Origin of the sequence: Streptococcus sciuri, assembly GCF_024814375.1 — a bacterium.
In the GTDB taxonomy this organism is placed as follows: domain Bacteria; phylum Bacillota; class Bacilli; order Lactobacillales; family Streptococcaceae; genus Streptococcus; species Streptococcus sciuri.
Genome location: NZ_JANUXX010000007.1, coordinates 107,203 through 125,452, shown reverse-complemented (window position 1 = coordinate 125,452; position 18,250 = coordinate 107,203). Strand labels below are relative to the sequence as shown.

Sequence of the window (18,250 nt, the reverse complement as noted above, 5' to 3'; positions counted from 1 at the left end):
CTGACTTCCAATTTATCACAGGGCTTACCAAAAGAAATTGAACAAAGACAGAAGCAGTATGAGTATTTTAGAGAAAAACTCTTGACCTTTTAGTGCCCACCAGCGACTTTCGCTTGGTGGGTTTTTTTTAAAGAGGGGGAGATGGTAAGATAAGACGAAAAGGAGAGATAAAAGCACCGATTTTTTGATATAATAAAGCTAACAAGAAAAGGAGATCCAGTACTATGAATGAAATGCTCCAGACAGTGCCAATCGCTGAATCCGACAACTTTATCATTTTAGACACTTACACCAAAAAGGAACAGGCGGGTAGCTATCAGTCCGAAGCGGATTTGGAGCGGGAGTTGATTTGTGACCTCATCAATCAGGGCTATGACTACCGTAAGGACATCACGACCCCAGAAGCCTTGCTTATCAACCTCAAGGCTCAGCTAGAAAGCCTCAATGCTGTTACTTTTTCTGATAGTGAGTGGCATCGTCTTTTGAACGAGTATATCAATAAGCCTAGCGATACACTTATCGACTGTACCCGTAGACTCCATGACGACTACATCTATGACTTCATCTTTGATGATGGGCATATCCAGAATATTTATCTTTGGGATAAGAAAAATATCAACCGCAACAGCTTGCAGGTCATCAATCAAATGCAGCAAATCGGCAACAGTCCTAACCGCTATGACGTAACCATCTTAGTCAATGGTCTGCCTCTGGTGCAGATTGAGCTGAAAAGGCGTGGCGTAGCCATACGCGAAGCCTTTAACCAAATTCACCGCTACAGCAAGGAAAGTTTCAACGAGGATTTTTCTCTCTTTAAATATCTACAAGTCTTTGTCATATCAAATGGCACAGATAGTCGCTACTTTGCCAATACGACAAAGCGTGAAAAGAATTCCTTTGACTTTACCATGAACTGGGCGCTGAAAAATAACGACCCTATCAAGGACTTAAAAGACTTTACAGCAACTTTTTTGAGCAAGATGACTCTGCTCAATGTTCTCATCAAATACTCAATCTTTGATACGAATAATACGCTACTCATCATGCGCCCTTATCAGATTGCGGCGACTGAGCGGATTATCTGGAAGATACGCTCTGCTATTGCCAGCAAGCAAAAAAGTGGCCCAGAAACAGGCGGCTACATCTGGCATACCACAGGGTCTGGTAAGACTTTAACTAGTTTTAAGGCGGCGAGATTAGCGACTGAGATGGATGAGGTGGACAAGGTTTTCTTTGTGGTGGACAGAAAAGACCTCGACGCACAGACCATGAAAGAGTATAAGCGCTTTTCACCTGATTCGGTCAATGGGTCGAGTAATACTGCTGGGCTCAAGCATAATATCGAAACAGATGACCAAAAAATTATTGTCACGACTATCCAAAAACTCAATAACTTTATGAAAAGTGAAAAGGCGCACCCTGTCTACAATCAACAAGTGGTTTTTATCTTTGACGAGTGTCACCGCTCACAGTTTGGGGAGGCTCAGAAAAACCTACGCCAGAAGTTCAAGCGCTATAGCCAGTTTGGATTTACAGGGACACCTATCAAGGTGGAGAATGCTCAGGGTTCTGAGACGACGGCTGGTGTCTTTGGCAAAGAGCTACATGCCTATGTCATCACTGATGCTATCCGAGATGAGAAAGTGCTTAAGTTTATGGTGGACTATAATGATGTGCGTCCTAACTTTTCTCGGCTTGAGCGTGAGCAAGATGTGGATAAGCTGAGTGCCTACGAGACGAAAAAAGCGCTGTTGCATGAGGATCGCATTCGTGAGATTTCCCGCTATATCCTAGACAATTTTGACTATAAGACCCACCGTACAGCAGGTAAGGGCAAGGGCTTTAATGCTATGTTTGCTGTCTCCAGTGTCGAGGCAGCAAAGCTCTACTACACCGAACTCAATGACCAGCAAAAAGGACGAGACAAGCCACTCAAAATTGCGACTATCTTTTCCTATGCGGCAAATGAAGAACAGTCGGCAAAAGGGGATATTGAGGATGAGACTTTCTCACCAGAATCAATGGCTGATCAATCTAGCAAGGAATTTTTGAGCCACTGCATTGCAAACTATAACAGCCAGTTTGGCACGAGCTTCACCATCAATAGCGATGGTTTTCAAAATTATTACAAAGACTTGGGAAATCGGGTCAAATCTGGTGATGTAGACCTTTTGATTGTGGTGGGGATGTTTCTAACAGGTTTTGATGCACCGACCTTGAATACTTTATTTGTTGATAAAAATTTGCGTTACCATGGTCTTATCCAAGCTTTTTCACGGACGAATCGTATTTACGATGCGACAAAGACATTTGGTAATATTGTGACCTTTCGTGATTTGGAAAAAGCGACGACGGATGCCATTCGCCTTTTTGGTAAAACACAAACAGCAGAAATGCTATTAGAGCGTTCTTATAAAGAATATATGGATGGTTACGTAGAAGCAGGTGAAAATAAAAAAGGTTACCTAGCAGTGGTTCAAGAACTGAAAGAGCGTTTTCCAGATCCGACAAATATCGTCAAAGAAAACGATAAGAAAGAGTTTGTTACTCTATTTGGTCAGTTTTTGCGTTTAGAAAATATCTTGCAAAACTATGATGATTTCAAGAGTTTGAAAGAATTACAAACTCTCGATCTTTCAGATGAAAAGGCTGTTGACAATTTCAAAATACAGCACCAGTTAGATGAGCAAAATTTTGAGAGGATGACCCAAGTCCAAATACCTAGCCAACGTCTTGTTCAAGATTATCGCTCAACCTATAATGACATCAGAGATTGGTTTACTAGAGAACGTGAAAGTCAGCAAAGGCAAGAATCTAAGGTTGACTGGGATTCAGTTGTTTTTGAGGTAGAACTTTTGAAATCACAGGAAATCGATTTGGATTATATTTTGGAGTTGATTTTTGAAACCAATAAGAAAATTGATGACAAAGATGTTTTGATAGACGAGATTACACGCACTATTCGTTCAAGCCTTGGCAATCGTGCCAAAGAGGGCTTGATTGTGGACTTTATAGAGCATGTAAATCTTGATACGATTAAGGATAAGGCAGATATTCTAGAACGTTTTTATCGCTATGCGCAAGAGGTACAAAAAGTGGAAGCTGAGAAAATTATCGCAGAGGAGAGCCTTAATGAGACTAACGCTAAACGTTATATTATGACCTCGTTAAAGCATGGGTACGCTAGTGAAAACGGTACCGACCTCAATGATACTTTACCAAAGATGAGTCCTCTCAATCCTCTTTATCATGCCAAAAAGCAAACGGTTTTTGATAAAATTAGTCGCTTTGTTGAAAAGTTCAAGGGTATAGGAGGTGTCATCTAAAAAGCTCTTATCACAGGAGCTTTTTTAGTTGCTATCATTGTTTTGGGTAGGGCTTTTTGCTATAATGAAGGAAGAAGATTGGGGGAGAGATTATGTCTAAACAAGGAATAGGTGTGCTCTTGACGTTAGTTGCAGGGATTGCTTGGGGATTGTCAGGGACTAGTGGGCAATATCTCATCTCACATGGTCTTGCAATCAATGCCTTGTCGTCTGTTCGGCTGTTACTCTCAGGTTTTTTTCTGTTGGGGATTGAGGTAGTGAGTGATGCTGCCAAAGTGAAATCAGCGCTTAGAGATAGAGGGTTTCTTGTGACAGTACTCATCTTTTCCTGCTTTGGCTTGGTAGCTAATCAATACGCTTATCTCAAGGCTATTTTTTACACTAATGCTGGAACTGCGACGGTCTTACAATATATGGCACCTATTATCATTATCGTTTTGGCTAGTCTTAAAAAACGCCAGTTGCCGAAATGGGTGGAAGTTTTCTCTATTTTTTTGGCTGTGTTTGGCACCTTTATCATGGCAACTCACGGTCATCTAAGTCGTCTTTCATTGAGTCCAACAGGGCTTTTCTGGGGGATTTTCTCTGCTTTTACCTATGTGGCTTATATTCTGCTACCTATCAATGCCATTCGTAAATGGGGAAGTTTATTGGTGCTTGGAGTGAGTATGCTTTTTGGAGGTGTCCTCTTTAGCATTTTGACACAAGCTTGGACTTATCACTATCCTCTAGATGAAGGTTCGCTTCTTGCTTATATTGGTATCATCGGTGTTGGAACGCTCTTTGCCTACACGGCTTTTTTAAAGGGAACAACCATTATTGGTGCTGTCAAAGGTAGTCTTTTGGCTTCGGTTGAGCCTATCTCATCGGTGCTTTTGACAGTACTCCTTTTTGGTGAGCACTTCTATATCAGTGCCCTTTTTGGCATGCTTCTCATTATTTTAGCGGTCATGTTAATCTCAATTCAAGATTTACTAATGGAAAAAATCAAAGAAAAGGGAGTTACAAAGTAAATGTCAGAGGGAGTTTTATCAACAAAAGTTATTAGAGCAGTCATTGCTGTTGGACTACTTTCTTTTTGTGGTGTTGTCGTTGAGACTGCTATGAATATCACTTTCCCCATTCTAATGAAAACCTTTACCATCACTACCTCAACCGTGCAGTGGATGACGACCGTTTACCTTTTGGTTGTAGCATTGGTTGTGCCACTATCTGCCTATCTCAAGCGTTCTTTTAGAACGAAAACACTTTTTTGTGTGGCAAATGGTCTTTTTAGCATAGGGCTACTAGTCGACATTATTGCACCTAATTTTGGCCTGCTTTTGTTTGGTCGTGTTATTCAAGGGGTAGGCGTTGGCATTGCTTTGCCGTTGATGTTTAACATCATTTTAGATCAAGTACCACTCCACAAGATTGGTATCATGATGGGAATAGGCACGCTTATCACTGCCGTAGCACCTGCAGTAGGTCCGACTTTCGGTGGTTTTGTGGCTTCTAGCCTTGGTTGGCGTTACATTTTCGTGCTGCTATTACCGGTGGTTATGCTCTCTTTCATTTTAGGTATCACAGCAATTGAGCAAAAGACGGAGATTAGCTTTGAGCTACCAGATATGCTGAGTTTTTTAGCTATTTTAGCTCTTTTTATTGGCTTAATCTTGGCTCTTAGTAATCTAGCGCAATATGCTTTTTATCAGCCTGAGGTCTGGTTGTGGTTCTTATTAGGTGGGTTAGGGCTTTTTGCGCTTATCAAGAGAAGTCAGCAACTTACCCAACCTATCATCGCTTTAGATGTTTTAAAAAAGCCCATCTTTGCAGGTCATGTATTCGCCTTTTTTCTCTTTCAAACCGTCAATCTTGGCATGTCCTTTTTGATTCCAAACTATATCCAGTTAGTCAATCACTCATCAGCAACAATTGCAGGACTTCTGGTTTTTCCAGCTGCTTTTCTGGGGGCTTCTTGCTCACCGTTTAGTGGCTATTGGCTAGATAGGTTAGGTGCTAAAAAGCCAATTTTATTTGGGACGAGCTTGATTGTGATAGCTTTAGTATTCTTTTCTCTTTTTGGGAATCACTTATCAAATGTCTGTTTGACCATTCTTTACATTGTCTTTATGTGTGGGATGGGAATTGCTTTTGGCAACATCATGACTAGTGGACAAAAGGAAATTCCTGATACTATGCGCTCAGATGCCAACGCTATATTTAATACTCTCCAGCAATTTGCAGGAGCTGTCGGAACAACTCTCGCCTCTCTTATCGTTGCTATCAGTCAGTCACAATCTAGTATCAGTCAAGGTCTAGCAACCGCTAAAGGTAGTCAAACGGCATTTGCTTTCTTGTTAGTCTTAGCTATTGTAGAATGGCTTGTTTTGTATAAAGTCGTTGCAAATAAGCCAAAGACCTCCTTGTGAGAAGTGATTTTATTTAGGGTAAAGCATTTTCAATTCGCCTTATACTTCAAAATATGGTAAAATAAAAGCTAAACTAATCTTTTGGAGTAGCATGTGAGTATAGACGATTATAGGCCGACCTTTATGGTTGAGGCAGTATATGATTTAAAAGCAGAAGATTTATTAAAGCACGGTATTCATGCTGTTTTAGTGGATTTGGACAATACTTTGATTGCTTGGGATAATCCAGATGGAACAGCTGAGGTGCGCACATGGATTGATGAGATGACGATAGCTGATATTGCTATTGTTGTTGTGTCAAATAATAAGCATTCACGAGTGGAACGTGCAGTGTCTTTATTTGGTGTTGACTTTGTCAGTCGTGCGATGAAGCCTTTCACACGAGGGATTAAAATTGCGATGAAGCGTTATAATTTTTCACCTGATGAGGTCATCATGGTAGGAGATCAGCTCATGACTGATATTCGTGCCAGCCATAGAGCTGGTATTCGCTCAGTTTTAGTCAAACCTTTGGTGACATCAGATGCTTGGAATACCAAATTTAATCGTTTTTGCGAGCGTCATGTTTGGCGTAAACTTGAGAAAAAATACGGGAAAATGAACTATCAAAAAGGAATTTAATGAACGAAATATTGTCTTGCATCGGTTGCGGTGCCCCTATTCAAACAGAAGATGCTAAGGCTATTGGTTATGTGCCAAACGTTGCCTTAGAAAAAGGCTTAAAGACAGGACAGCTGTATTGCCAGCGTTGCTTTAGATTACGCCATTACAACGATATTACAGATGTGCAGATGAGTGATGATGATTTTTTAAAGCTTCTGCATGAAGTTGGTGACAGTAACGCTCTTGTAGTGAATGTGATTGACATTTTTGATGTCAATGGTTCCCTCATTCCAGGGCTTCATCGTTTTGTTTCAGGTAATGATATTCTCCTTGTCGGTAATAAAAAGGATATTTTACCGAAATCTGTCAAGGACAGTAAAATTAAAAGTTGGTTGTTGGAACGTGTGTATGAGGAGGGCTTACGACCGTTGGATGTGGTGCTTATATCCGCACAAAATCAACAAGCCATTCAAGATTTGATAGCTACGATTGAGCGCCTGAGAAAGGGACGAGATGTTTATATTGTCGGTGTGACCAACGTTGGAAAATCAACACTTATCAATGCGATTATTCGCGAGATTACAGGTGATAAGGACACAATTACAACATCGCAGTTTCCTGGAACAACACTTGATAAAATTGAGATTCCGTTAGACGATGGCGCTTATCTCTTTGACACACCGGGAATTATCCACCATCATCAAATGGCGCATTATCTCTCAGCTAAAGATTTGAAATATGTGAGTCCTAAAAAAGAGATCAAGCCTAAGACTTATCAACTCAATTCTGAGCAAACTTTGTTTTTAGCTGGCTTGGCACGTTTTGATTTTATTGTGGGAGCTAGGCGTGGTTTTACAGTTTATATGGACAATAATATAAACATTCATAGAACAAAACTTGCAGGTGCAGATATTTTTTATGACAAGCATGTAGGGAGACTTTTGCAACCACCAAGTGCAAAGACGCTTGAAAACTTTCCAGATCTTGTCCGCCATGAGTTTACCATTAAGGACAAGATGGATGTGGTGTACTCAGGATTAGGCTGGATACGTGTCGACGCTAGTCAAAACAAGCCAGTGTTGGTAGCTGCTTGGGCACCGAAGGGTGTTGCTGTTGTGCTGAGAAAAGCTATTATTTAACATAAAGGAAAAGATATGGCATTAACATCAAAACAACGTGCTTTTTTAAAATCAGAAGCACACCGTATGAAACCAATCGTTCAGATTGGGAAAAATGGTCTCAATGACCAAATTAAGACAAGTGTTAGACAGGCGCTTGATGCGCGTGAGTTGATAAAAGTGCAACTCTTGCAAAATACAGATGAAGATATTCACGAGGTGGCAGACATCTTGGAAGAAGAAATTGGCTGTGATACTGTGCTTAAAATTGGGCGTATTCTCATTCTCTACAAGCAGTCGGCACGCAAGGAAAATCGTAAACTATCTATCAAAGTCAAGGCGTTATAAGCGTTCTTTTGGGAGGAATTTATGGCATTAGAGTTATTGACGCCTTTTACTAAGGTGGAGTTAGCGGAAGAAAAAGTCACAAGTAATCGTAAACAAATTGGACTTTTGGGTGGGAATTTTAATCCTGTTCATAATGCTCATTTGACTATTGCTGACCAAGTGCGTCAACAGTTGGGACTTGATGAAGTTCTTCTGATGCCTGAATACGAGCCTCCGCATGCTGACAAAAAGTCAACTATTAGCGAAAAACATCGTCTAAAGATGCTTGATTTGGCTGTGCGTGATGTCGACGGACTTGGGATTGAGACGATAGAGCTTGAGCGTAAGGGTATTAGTTATACTTACGAGACCATGAAACTCTTGACAAAGAAAAATCCAGATGTAGATTATTACTTTATCATTGGAGCGGATATGGTAGCTTACCTCCCTAAGTGGCATCGCATTTCAGACTTGATCAAAATGGTGCAGTTTGTCGGTGTGCAACGCCCCAAGTACAAGGCAGGTACATCTTACCCTGTCATCTGGGTAGATGTGCCTTTGCTTGATATTTCGTCAAGCCTTATCAGAAGGCAGATTGAAGAAGGTAAAAAGCCCAACTTTCTCCTACCTCCAGCTGTACTAGATTATATTGAGAAAGAAGGGCTATACCGATGAACTATGAAGCTTATCTTCCTATGAGTCGTCTCTCTTTGTTGGATAAAATGGCAGAACAGATGTCTTCAAAGCGCCTTAAGCATTCTTTAGGTGTTGAGTCGGCAGCTATAGAGCTGGCTAAGCGCTATGGAGCAGATGAGACAAAAGCAGGTTTAGCAGGGCTTTTACATGATTATGCTAAGGAAGTACCAGATGAGGTATTTCTTACTCTTATTGATAAGTACAAGCTAGACTCTGACCTTAAAAACTGGGGAAATAATATCTGGCATGGTATGGTCGGCATCTATAAGATAAAAGAGGACTTGGAACTTAGTGATACTGAGATTTTACATAGTATAGAGATTCACACGGTGGGTTCTAGCCAGATGAGTGGGTTAGATAAAATCGTCTATGTGGCAGACTATATAGAAGCTAATAGGGATTTTCCAGGTGTAGATGAAGCAAGGGTGCTCGCTAGGCAGTCGCTAGATATGGCTGTAGCTTATGAGACAGCTCATACGATTGCCTTTCTCGCTCAAAAGAAACAGCAAGTCTACCCGCAAACATTGGAGACTTACAATGCTTTTATTCATACATTAAAGGAGGAAAAGCGCTTATTGTGGCGTATTGATGGTTAGTGAGATTTAACCAACCAAAAATAAGAGAATATCATCAAGGAAAAGAATATATGAAAGAACAAGAATTGTTAACAGTGGTTGTGAGAGCTGCTGATGAAAAACGTGCTGAAGATATGCTAATTTTAGATGTGAAGCAATTGACCAGTATCACGGATTATTTTGTCATTTTATCAGCTATGAATAGCCGTCAGCTAGAGGCGATTGCAGATATTATCCGTGAGAAAGTCAAGGAAGTTTTTGGTTATAATAGTCATCAGGAAGGTGATAGTAAGACAGGGTGGGTGTTGCTTGATCTTGGCAGTGTCGTTGTCCACATTTTTTCTCAAGATGAGCGTGAACACTACAACCTCGAAAAGCTTTGGCATGAGGCTAAGATCCTTGATGTGGGGACATTTTTAGAAGATTAATCAAGATAGACTGTGGCAAATGTTGCGGTCTCTTTTGTTAGAAGGAAGAGATGAAGTGGCAGTAACTGGGATTATTGCAGAGTTCAATCCTCTGCATAACGGACACAAGTACTTGTTAGAGCAAGTGCAAGGGCTTAAAATTGTTGCTATGAGTGGCAATTTTGTTCAGCGTGGAGAGCCAGCTCTCGTGGATAAGTGGACACGTACGCAGATGGCGCTTGAGTGTGGTGCTGATGTGGTTGTGGAGTTGCCTTTTTTAGTGGCGGTACAAGCAGCGGATTATTTTGCTGAAGGTGCTATTGCTATTCTTAAACGGTTAGGTGTGGATACCCTGACCTTTGGTACAGAGCAAGTGCTAGATTACAATGCTATTGGTGATAGCTATATGCATCAAAGAGAGGAGATAAGCACCTATCTTGAAAGCTTGCCTGATGTGCTCTCTTATCCGCAAAAGACTCAAGCCATGTGGGAGAAGTTCACGGGTAGCCCTTTTTCTGGTGCAACACCCAATCATATTCTAGCCCTTAGCTACGCTAAAGCAGCAAGGTCTCGAGGTATTTCACTCAACCCCATCAGGCGTTTGGGGGAGGGCTATCATTCGCAGAAAAAAAAGAAGTATTTTGCTTCAGCAACTAGCATCCGCAAGCATCGAAAAGATAGCGCCTTTGTTGAGAGCGTCATGCCAAATGCGGATTTATTTCATGCGCAACCACAAGTAAGCTGGGCGGATTATTTTGATTTGTTACGCTATCAAATCATCATTCATCCCGATTTGGCTGAGGCCTATCAGGTCAATCATGAACTGGCACACCGCATCAAGTCTGCTATCCGATCAGCAACTAGTGTCGAAGATTTGACCGAAAAAGTCAGTACTAAACGTTATACTAAGGCAAGAGTAAGGCGTCTACTGACCTACATCTTAGTCAACGCAAGAGAAACTCAATTACCAAAATCCGTACATGTGCTGGGTTTCTCCAAAAAGGGGCGTCAACATCTCTCAAGCTTAAAAGAGCAAGTGAGCTTGGTGACACGTATCGGAAAAACACCGTGGGATGCCATGACCCAGAAAGCAGATGCTGTTTATCAGTTAGGTAATAGTAGACTAAGCGAGCAAAATTGGGGACGTATCCCCATCATGACACGCTAGGTTTTCAATATCTCCTTACGAGAAGATAGGAAAAAGCTATAATCTCCATAAAAATATCTTATCCCTGAAAGCATTGACAAAGACTGTAAAAATGGGTAGAATGTTTGATATTCTTATAAAAAGGAGATTTTGTTTTATGAAAGATGCTGAAAAACAATTCTTAGGGCATCCTCGTGGTCTAGCGACTCTCTTTTCTACGGAAATGTGGGAGCGCTTTAGTTACTACGGAATGCGTGCTATCCTACTTTTTTACATGTATTATGGCGTCTCAAAGGGAGGATTAGGATTTAACCAGACAACAGCCGCATCCATCATGTCCATCTACAGTTCTCTAGTCTATCTATCTGGGACAATCGGTGGATTTGTCAGTGACCGTATCTTAGGAACACGCAAAACTGTTTTTTACGGTGGGGTTCTCATCATGTTTGGGCATATCGTCTTAGCCTTACCATTTGGTGCTCCTGCGCTCTTTGTATCCATGGCATTTATCATACTAGGAACAGGGCTCTTAAAACCGAACGTTTCTGAAATGGTGGGCAGTCTCTATGACAAGACAGATAACCGTCGTGACGCTGGTTTTTCTATCTTTGTCTTTGGGATTAACCTAGGTGCTTTTATCGCTCCTTATGCTGTTGGTTATCTTGGACAACGAATCAACTTTCATTTAGGATTTTCACTTGCTGCTATTGGGATGTTCTTTGGACTACTCCAATATGTCATCGATGGTAAAAAATACCTTCCTGACTCGACTCTATATCCAGCTGATCCCCTAAAACCAGAAGAAAAAACCAAGCTCTTTAGAAATGTAGCTATCGCTTTAGTCCTTGTTTTTTTGATTTTTTCTGGATTAGCAGTTAGCGGACATCTTTCTGTAGGCACAGTTATCAATATCTTCACGGTTGTGGCTATCTTTATCCCAATCTACTATTTCATCAAGATTTTAAGCAGTTCGAAGATAACGCAAGAAGAGCGCTCACGTGTCTTTTCTTATATTCCTCTCTTTGTTGCTGGAGTCTTATTCTGGGGAATCGAGGAGCAAGGATCTGTTGTTCTTGCATTGTTTGCGGACGAGCAAACGAGGTTATCTTTTCATTTCTTTGGCAATGTCATTTCTTTTCCGTCAAGTTTCTTCCAAAGTGTTAATCCTCTCTTTGTCATGCTTTATGTGCCAATCTTTGCTTGGCTCTGGGCAAAATTGGGGGATAAACAGCCATCTTCACCTGTTAAATTCTCCTATGGTCTAATCGCTGCAGGTCTATCTTTTATCTGGATGATTGTTCCTATTGCTCTTCACGGAACATCTGCCAAAGTTAGCCCTTGGTATCTCGTTGGAAGCTGGGCTATCATCATCGTCGGTGAAATGCTTATCTCGCCAATCGGTCTATCTGTCACGACAAAATTAGCACCAAAAGCTTTCCAATCACAGATGATGAGCATGTGGTTCTTAACCAGCGCTGCTGCTCAAGCTGTCAATGCACAGATTGTTAAATTTTACACCAAAGACACTGAAATTGCTTACTTTGGAGCTGTCGGTGGGGTCGCTATTGTACTAGGGCTTATCTTATTTACACTAGTTCCCCATATTAAAAAATTAATGGCAGGTATTCATTGATAGTACGATTTTATAGAGCATGTAAAACGGTCCTCTTAGAGGGCTGTTTTTTGAAATTTTCGAAAAAGATACAGAAACCGCTTGCAATTATTTGTGAAATAATGTACAATATTAGGTGAAGAAAATCACAAAGATATTTTTTCATTTATTATCGTATATTACGGAGGAAGAGAAATGGTTAAACAAGCACAAACGGCAGAATTATCTGTAGAAGAGCAGGCGATTGCCTATACAGATAGCTTGGTTGAAAAAGCCTTGGTTGCTGAGGCGCTGTATGCTACCTATTCACAAGAACAGGTGGATAAGATTGTCTCTGCTATGGCTTTAGCGGGGTCTGAAAATTCCCTTCAGCTTGCTCAAGAGGCAGTTGCTGAAACCAAACGTGGTGTCGTTGAGGATAAAGATACTAAAAACCACTTCGCAACAGAATACGTTTACGAACGTATCAAAAATGAAAAAACAGTTGGTATCATTGGTGAAGATAAGGTTTCTGGAAGTATTCAAATTGCAGCACCTCTTGGTGTTTTAGCAGGTATTGTCCCAACAACAAACCCTACTTCAACTACGATGTTTAAGATTTTGGTAGCATTAAAGACACGCAATGCTATTGTATTTGCATTCCACCCACAAGCACAAAACTGTTCAGCTCATGCAGCAAAAATTCTTTACGACGCTGCGGTGAAAGCTGGTGCTCCTGAAAATATTGTCCAATGGATTGAAACACCATCAATCGCTAACACAACAGCCCTTATCCAAAACAAGAAAATTGCTTCTATTTTGGCAACTGGTGGACCTGGTATGGTAAATGCAGCCCTTAAATCAGGGAACCCATCAATGGGTGTTGGTGCAGGTAATGGTGCTATCTATGTTGATGCAACTGCCCATATTGACCGCGCTGTGGAAGACTTGTTGTTATCAAAACGCTTTGATAATGGTATGATTTGTGCGACTGAAAATTCAGCAGTCGTTGAAGCGCCAGTTTACAAAGAATGGTTGCAAAAAATGCAAGATAAAGGTGCTTACTTAGTACCTAAGAAGGACTACAAGAAAATTGAAGACTTTGTTTTCAATGACAACCATGGTGTAAACGGTCCTGTTGCCGGAATGCCAGCAACTTGGATTTGTGAACAAGCTGGTGTGAAATTGCCAGAAGGTAAAGATGTTCTCTTGTTTGAGCTTGACAAGAAAAACATCGGTGAAAAACTATCATCAGAAAAATTGTCTCCACTCCTTTCAGTGTACAAAGCTAAAGATCGTGAAGAAGGTATCGAAATTGTTGAAGCGCTTCTTGATTATCAAGGTGCAGGACACAATGCCGGTATCCAAATTGGTTCACAAGCAGACCCATTTGTAGCAACGTATGGCGATGCCGTGAAAGCATCACGTGTCTTGGTTAACCAACCAGATTCAGTCGGAGGTATCGGTGATGTCTATACAGACGCACTTAAAGCCAGCTTAACACTTGGAACAGGATCATGGGGGAAAAATTCATTGTCACACAATCTTTCAACTGGCGATCTCTTAAATATCAAGACTGTTGCGAAACGTCGTAACCGTCCACAGTGGATTCGATTACCAGAAAAAACTTACTACGAAAAGAATGCTATCTCATATTTGCAAGATGAATATGAACCAATGCAACGTGCTTTGATTGTAGCAGATCCAGGTATGGTTCAATTTGGATTTGTTGATACTGTCCTTGCTCAATTGGCATTGCGTGATGAAAAAGTCGCAACATCAATTTACGGAACAATCAAACCAGACCCAACTCTTGGACAAACAATCGAAATTGCAAAACAAATGCGTGATTTCAAACCAGATACAGTCATTGCAATTGGTGGTGGCTCTGCCATTGATGCATCTAAGATTGCACGTTTAATTTATGAAGTTTATCTTGACCGTGGTGATGAATTCCTTGATAGTTATGATGCTGTTAGCGAATTCTTCCTTGAATTGCAACAAAAATTCATTGATATTCGTAAACGTATTGTGAAATTCAAACATCAAACAGCAACACGTCTCTTCTGTATCCCAACCACATCTGGTACAGGTGCTGAGGTGACACCATTTGCGGTTATTACTGATGATTATACACACGTGAAATACCCACTTGCTGATTATGAATTGGTACCACAAGTTGCTATTGTTGATCCAGAATTTGTTATGACTGTGCCAAAACGTACAGCAGCTTGGTCAGGATTAGATGCTTTGTCACATGCTCTTGAATCTTACGTATCAGTTATGGCATCTGACTTTACACGTCCATGGTCTCTTGAAGCTATCAAGTTGATTATTGAAAATCTTGAAGATGCTTATAACTACGATCCTAAGAACCCAACACTTCGTGGTGAAAAAGCTAAAGAAAACATGCATTATGCAGCAGCTATTGCTGGTATGGCATTTGGTAATGCTTTCTTAGGTATCAACCATTCACTTGCTCACAAAACAGGTGGTGAATTTGGACTTCCACACGGTTTAGCTATTTCAATCGCAATGCAACATGTTATCCGCTATAACGGTGTATCTGGTAATGTTAAACGCTCAGTTTACCCACGTTATGAAGAATACCGTGCTCAAAAAGATTACGCAGATATTGCGCGTTATATTGGTCTTAAAGGTAAAGATGATGCAGAATTAGTCGAAGCACTTTGCGACCGCATTGATAAATTGATGCATGCTGTTGACGTTGAACCAAAACTTTCTGCTAATGGTGTTACAAAAGAAGCCTTTGATGCAGCAGTTGATCGTTTGGCAAGTTTGGCCTATGATGATCAATGCACACCAGCTAATCCACGCCAACCTTATATTGCAGAACTTAAACAACTTTTGATTGATATGTTTTAGTCTGTTAACCATTCCTGCTACCTTACAGGAATGGTTTTTTTTATTTTTAAACTCTAGCCAAGTCTCTTGATTGGTGGTACAATAAAGGGGAAAGTTTTTAAGGAGGCATTTTATGCGTCATCGCCGAAAGAGAAAATCAGCCAACAAGCTATTATTAGTCTTTTGTTTTGTGCTTGTGGGCTTTTGTTTATTGGGTATTTTTGTTTTGTCGCAAACGTTTTTATCAAAGGGTAAGACGACTGAGAAAACAACTGTTATAGCTCACAAGAAAAAGCGTATAGATGCTAGCTCATCAGTTGCACAAATAGGGGAAACAACAAAGACAGAGTCTACTTGGCAAAAAGAAGAGAAGCCTGTGAGTATTCCTATCTTGATGTACCATGCGATTCATGATATGGATCCATCAGAAGCAGAAAGTACCAATCTCATCGTGTCTCCTAGCGTTTTTGAAAGCCATATCAAGCGTTTAAAAGATGAGGGCTATTATTTCCTCTCACCAGAAGAAGCTTACAAGGCATTGACAGAAAATAGCTTACCAAGTCAAAAGGTAGTTTGGTTGACCTTTGACGATGGAGATGAGGATTTTTATACACAAGCCTACCCTATCCTCAAAAAATACGGTGCAAAAGCCACCAATAATGTTATCACCGGTTTTGTAGAAAATGGCAACGCAGGCAACCTCACCCTTGATCAGATGCAGGAAATGAAGAAAAACGGTATGTCCTTTCAAGCGCATACCGTCACGCACACGGATCTTTCTACTCAACCGCTAGATCGCCAAAGTAGTGAGCTGACAGACAGCAAGAGCTTTTTAGACAAAGCTTTATCCCAAGACACTATTGCGCTGGCGTATCCTTCTGGACGCTATAATGATACGACCCTACAAGTAGCCAGTCAAACTTATAAATTGGCTATGACGACTAATGAAGGCTTGGCAGAGTATAGCGATGGTCTGCTATCACTTGATAGAGTGCGAGTACTACCGAGTATGACAGCTGATGATTTATTAGCGAGCATGCAGGCAAGTTTGTAAAAGAGCATTAACATTTTAGATGAAACGTGCTATAATGAAAGAGATTTGACTGTTTTTTGAATCACTATTACAAATGAAAAGGAGATCAGAATGGGACGCAAATGGGCAAATATTGTTGCTAAAAAAACAGCTAAAGATGGTGCAAACTCAAAAATTTATGCTAAATTTGGTGTAGAAATCTATGTTGCTGCAAAAAAAGGTGAGCCAGACCCAGAGTCAAACTCAGCTTTAAAATTTGTTTTGGAACGTGCCAAGCAAGCACAAGTCCCAAAACATGTCATTGATAAAGCCATTGATAAGGCAAAAGGAAATACAGACGAAACTTTCGTTGAAGGACGCTATGAAGGTTTTGGACCAAATGGTTCGATGATTATTGTAGATACCCTCACCTCAAACGTCAACCGTACTGCTGCCAACGTGCGTTCCGCTTACGGCAAGAATGGTGGGAACATGGGAGCGACTGGTTCTGTCTCTTACCTCTTTGACAAAAAAGGCGTTATCGTCTTTGCTGGAGATGACGCAGACAGTATCTTTGAGCAATTGCTTGAAGCAGACGTTGATGTGGATGACGTTGAAGCAGAAGATGGTGTTATCACTGTCTATACAGCACCAACTGACTTGCACAAGGGAATTGAAGCCCTTCGTGCTAATGGTATCGAAGAGTTCCAAGTGACTGAACTTGAGATGATTCCTCAATCTGAGGTCACTCTTGAAGGAGAAGATCTCGAAGTCTTTGAAAAACTCATTGATGCTCTTGAAGCCGATGACGACGTGCAAAAAGTTTACCACAACGTTGCAGATTTCTAAAAAAAATAGGTCTTGTTTTTCAAGACCTATTTTTTAGTGGAATAATATCCATAAAAATGATGCAAATGTCATAGAAATCTCCTTTCTTTTTGTTAGTCTAATAAACTATATAAAGAAAAATTCAATCTGTCTATGACATACATGTCATGGACAAATTGAAAATGTTATAATATGAAGAAGGAGGGATTCTATGGAGGTTAAACAACTACAAATAATATTAGGAGAGAAAATTAGACGAAAGCGTGAACAATTAGGTTTATCTCGTGAACGAGTCTGTAGTGATGAGAGTCGTCTAACAGCTAGACAATTAGCACGTATAGAAGCTGGGGAGACTATGATGAAAATTCCTACAGCTTTTTACTTGGCTGAGCGTTTAGAGATAGATTTATTTGAACTGCTTATGTCTGAATCCAAGGATTATCTCAAACTAAAGGTGGAATTTATTCGTTTATCAACATATGACGATAGTAGCAGAAAAGCGAAAAAAGAAGAAATTATAGATACTATATTTGAAAAATATTATGATAATTTGCCATCTGACGAACAACTCACTTTAACGATTTTATCAACAGAAATGGATATGTTGCACAGTAAAGATACGACCTATGGTGAGGAACTTTTTAAAGAAGTTCAAAGTAAAATTTTTAATATACAGGAGATTACAGTCAATGAAATCCTTTGGATGAATTTTTATCTAGTGTATATTTCAGGTAGAGAAGACTTATATTCTAAAGAGAAAATTAATGATATACTAGCTATCATAATATCTATAGATAATGATGATGAGCTTTTTTTAGAGTTAGAGATAAAACTGTGTGTCACATTATGTGGCGTTATGATTTGGTCTAATACTTTGGAGAAATTTTCAAAACTGAGACCAACTTTTAAACGGTTAATACTAAAACATTCGGATAGCAAGTCTATTCCTATATATCATATGATGAATGGAAAATATGCTATGTTAGTTGAAGGAAAAAGAAGAGAGGCACTATTGCACTATGATAGAGCGCTAGAAGAGGCAAGGTTTTTAGAAGATGATATTCTTTATCAAAGGATTTCTGAAGAAATGGAAAGAGATTTGCATTGAAAAAGCCTTGATTTAGATTTCTAAATCAAGGCTAGAGTGAAATTAATTTAACGGTGTGTTAAATCGTAAATAATAAGTCCGCCAGCGACAACAAACTTAGCACCAGCGTAAATAGCCATAGCAGCACCCATGGTGGTTACCTCCTTTATTTTGATAGCGTTATTATAAAACGAGAACAAATTTTTGACCATGACATGTATGTCATGGTCAAAAATGATATATTAGTGTAGTCTATC

At 40.1% G+C, this 18,250-nt stretch carries 16 protein-coding genes and 1 pseudogene; 16 read left to right on the top strand and 1 reads right to left on the bottom strand.

The annotated features are described in order from the left end of the window. From NXS10_RS06865 to NXS10_RS06790, 16 genes and pseudogenes are all read left to right on the top strand, one after another. A pseudogene (locus tag NXS10_RS06865) lies at positions 1-93 on the top strand (restriction endonuclease subunit S); the annotation flags it as partial. Between the two features lie 131 nt (positions 94-224). After that, on the top strand, positions 225-3,326 hold the full coding sequence (locus NXS10_RS06860) for a type I restriction endonuclease subunit R (RefSeq protein ID WP_259139057.1): 3,102 nt from the start codon (positions 225-227) through the stop codon (positions 3,324-3,326). A gap of 92 nt (positions 3,327-3,418) precedes the next feature. Then, positions 3,419-4,339, top strand: coding sequence for a DMT family transporter (locus NXS10_RS06855; RefSeq protein WP_259139056.1), 921 nt, complete (start codon positions 3,419-3,421; stop codon positions 4,337-4,339). Next, positions 4,340-5,737 carry an MFS transporter gene (locus tag NXS10_RS06850; protein WP_259139054.1) on the top strand — a complete coding sequence of 466 codons (1,398 nt, stop codon included), beginning with the start codon at positions 4,340-4,342 and terminating at the stop codon, positions 5,735-5,737. 93 nt (positions 5,738-5,830) lie between these two features. Then, positions 5,831-6,358 carry a YqeG family HAD IIIA-type phosphatase gene (locus NXS10_RS06845; RefSeq protein WP_308445762.1) on the top strand — a complete coding sequence of 176 codons (528 nt, stop codon included), beginning with the start codon at positions 5,831-5,833 and terminating at the stop codon, positions 6,356-6,358. After that, complete coding sequence (gene yqeH, locus NXS10_RS06840) at positions 6,358-7,479, top strand: ribosome biogenesis GTPase YqeH (protein ID WP_259139053.1); 1,122 nt, start codon at positions 6,358-6,360, stop codon at positions 7,477-7,479. Before NXS10_RS06845 ends, yqeH begins: the two co-directional genes overlap by 1 nt. 15 nt (positions 7,480-7,494) lie before the next feature. Then, a complete protein-coding gene (yhbY, locus tag NXS10_RS06835) occupies positions 7,495-7,806 on the top strand; it encodes a ribosome assembly RNA-binding protein YhbY (protein WP_259139052.1) in 312 nt (103 codons plus the stop codon). 21 nt (positions 7,807-7,827) lie between these two features. Continuing rightward, on the top strand, positions 7,828-8,460 hold the full coding sequence (locus NXS10_RS06830; RefSeq protein WP_259139051.1) for a nicotinate-nucleotide adenylyltransferase: 633 nt from the start codon (positions 7,828-7,830) through the stop codon (positions 8,458-8,460). Continuing rightward, positions 8,457-9,077, top strand: a complete 621-nt coding sequence (yqeK, locus tag NXS10_RS06825) for a bis(5'-nucleosyl)-tetraphosphatase (symmetrical) YqeK (RefSeq protein ID WP_259139050.1) — start codon at positions 8,457-8,459, stop codon at positions 9,075-9,077. Before NXS10_RS06830 ends, yqeK begins: the two co-directional genes overlap by 4 nt. A 50-nt stretch (positions 9,078-9,127) precedes the next feature. After that, entirely contained in the window at positions 9,128-9,484 is a 357-nt protein-coding gene (gene rsfS, locus NXS10_RS06820; RefSeq protein WP_259139048.1) for a ribosome silencing factor, read from the top strand. Positions 9,485-9,539: 55 nt separating this feature from the next. Further along, a complete protein-coding gene (locus NXS10_RS06815) occupies positions 9,540-10,631 on the top strand; it encodes a nucleotidyltransferase (protein WP_259139047.1) in 1,092 nt (363 codons plus the stop codon). A gap of 136 nt (positions 10,632-10,767) precedes the next feature. Continuing rightward, positions 10,768-12,243, top strand: coding sequence for a peptide MFS transporter (locus NXS10_RS06810; RefSeq protein WP_259139045.1), 1,476 nt, complete (start codon positions 10,768-10,770; stop codon positions 12,241-12,243). 174 nt (positions 12,244-12,417) lie between these two features. Next, complete coding sequence (adhE, locus tag NXS10_RS06805) at positions 12,418-15,087, top strand: bifunctional acetaldehyde-CoA/alcohol dehydrogenase (RefSeq protein ID WP_259139044.1); 2,670 nt, start codon at positions 12,418-12,420, stop codon at positions 15,085-15,087. A gap of 112 nt (positions 15,088-15,199) precedes the next feature. Then, a complete protein-coding gene (locus tag NXS10_RS06800; RefSeq protein WP_259139043.1) occupies positions 15,200-16,120 on the top strand; it encodes a polysaccharide deacetylase family protein in 921 nt (306 codons plus the stop codon). A gap of 90 nt (positions 16,121-16,210) precedes the next feature. Continuing rightward, on the top strand, positions 16,211-16,927 hold the full coding sequence (locus NXS10_RS06795; RefSeq protein ID WP_259139042.1) for a YebC/PmpR family DNA-binding transcriptional regulator: 717 nt from the start codon (positions 16,211-16,213) through the stop codon (positions 16,925-16,927). Positions 16,928-17,117: 190 nt separating this feature from the next. Then, positions 17,118-18,014: a helix-turn-helix domain-containing protein gene (locus NXS10_RS06790; RefSeq protein WP_259139041.1), complete on the top strand. Its 897-nt coding sequence runs from the start codon at positions 17,118-17,120 to the stop codon at positions 18,012-18,014. A 47-nt stretch (positions 18,015-18,061) separates the two neighbouring features. On the opposite strand, the gene NXS10_RS06785 is transcribed toward NXS10_RS06790, so the two are convergent. Beyond that, complete coding sequence (locus NXS10_RS06785; RefSeq protein ID WP_259139039.1) at positions 18,062-18,205, bottom strand: hypothetical protein; 144 nt, start codon at positions 18,203-18,205, stop codon at positions 18,062-18,064. Positions 18,206-18,250: the final 45 nt, after the last annotated feature.

What these genes read in the sequence shown, in the direction of transcription:
- NXS10_RS06785 (WP_259139039.1), bottom strand. Translation starts at nt 18,205, where the DNA reads ATGGTCAAAAATTTGTTCTCGTTTTATAATAACGCTATCAAAATAAAG.
- yhbY (WP_259139052.1), top strand. Translation starts at nt 7,495, where the DNA reads ATGGCATTAACATCAAAACAACGTGCTTTTTTAAAATCAGAAGCACAC.
- NXS10_RS06830 (WP_259139051.1), top strand. Translation starts at nt 7,828, where the DNA reads ATGGCATTAGAGTTATTGACGCCTTTTACTAAGGTGGAGTTAGCGGAA.
- NXS10_RS06810 (WP_259139045.1), top strand. Translation starts at nt 10,768, where the DNA reads ATGAAAGATGCTGAAAAACAATTCTTAGGGCATCCTCGTGGTCTAGCG.
- yqeK (WP_259139050.1), top strand. Translation starts at nt 8,457, where the DNA reads ATGAACTATGAAGCTTATCTTCCTATGAGTCGTCTCTCTTTGTTGGAT.
- NXS10_RS06850 (WP_259139054.1), top strand. Translation starts at nt 4,340, where the DNA reads ATGTCAGAGGGAGTTTTATCAACAAAAGTTATTAGAGCAGTCATTGCT.
- yqeH (WP_259139053.1), top strand. Translation starts at nt 6,358, where the DNA reads ATGAACGAAATATTGTCTTGCATCGGTTGCGGTGCCCCTATTCAAACA.
- NXS10_RS06855 (WP_259139056.1), top strand. Translation starts at nt 3,419, where the DNA reads ATGTCTAAACAAGGAATAGGTGTGCTCTTGACGTTAGTTGCAGGGATT.
- adhE (WP_259139044.1), top strand. Translation starts at nt 12,418, where the DNA reads ATGGTTAAACAAGCACAAACGGCAGAATTATCTGTAGAAGAGCAGGCG.
- NXS10_RS06860 (WP_259139057.1), top strand. Translation starts at nt 225, where the DNA reads ATGAATGAAATGCTCCAGACAGTGCCAATCGCTGAATCCGACAACTTT.
- NXS10_RS06790 (WP_259139041.1), top strand. Translation starts at nt 17,118, where the DNA reads ATGGAGGTTAAACAACTACAAATAATATTAGGAGAGAAAATTAGACGA.
- NXS10_RS06795 (WP_259139042.1), top strand. Translation starts at nt 16,211, where the DNA reads ATGGGACGCAAATGGGCAAATATTGTTGCTAAAAAAACAGCTAAAGAT.
- NXS10_RS06800 (WP_259139043.1), top strand. Translation starts at nt 15,200, where the DNA reads ATGCGTCATCGCCGAAAGAGAAAATCAGCCAACAAGCTATTATTAGTC.
- rsfS (WP_259139048.1), top strand. Translation starts at nt 9,128, where the DNA reads ATGAAAGAACAAGAATTGTTAACAGTGGTTGTGAGAGCTGCTGATGAA.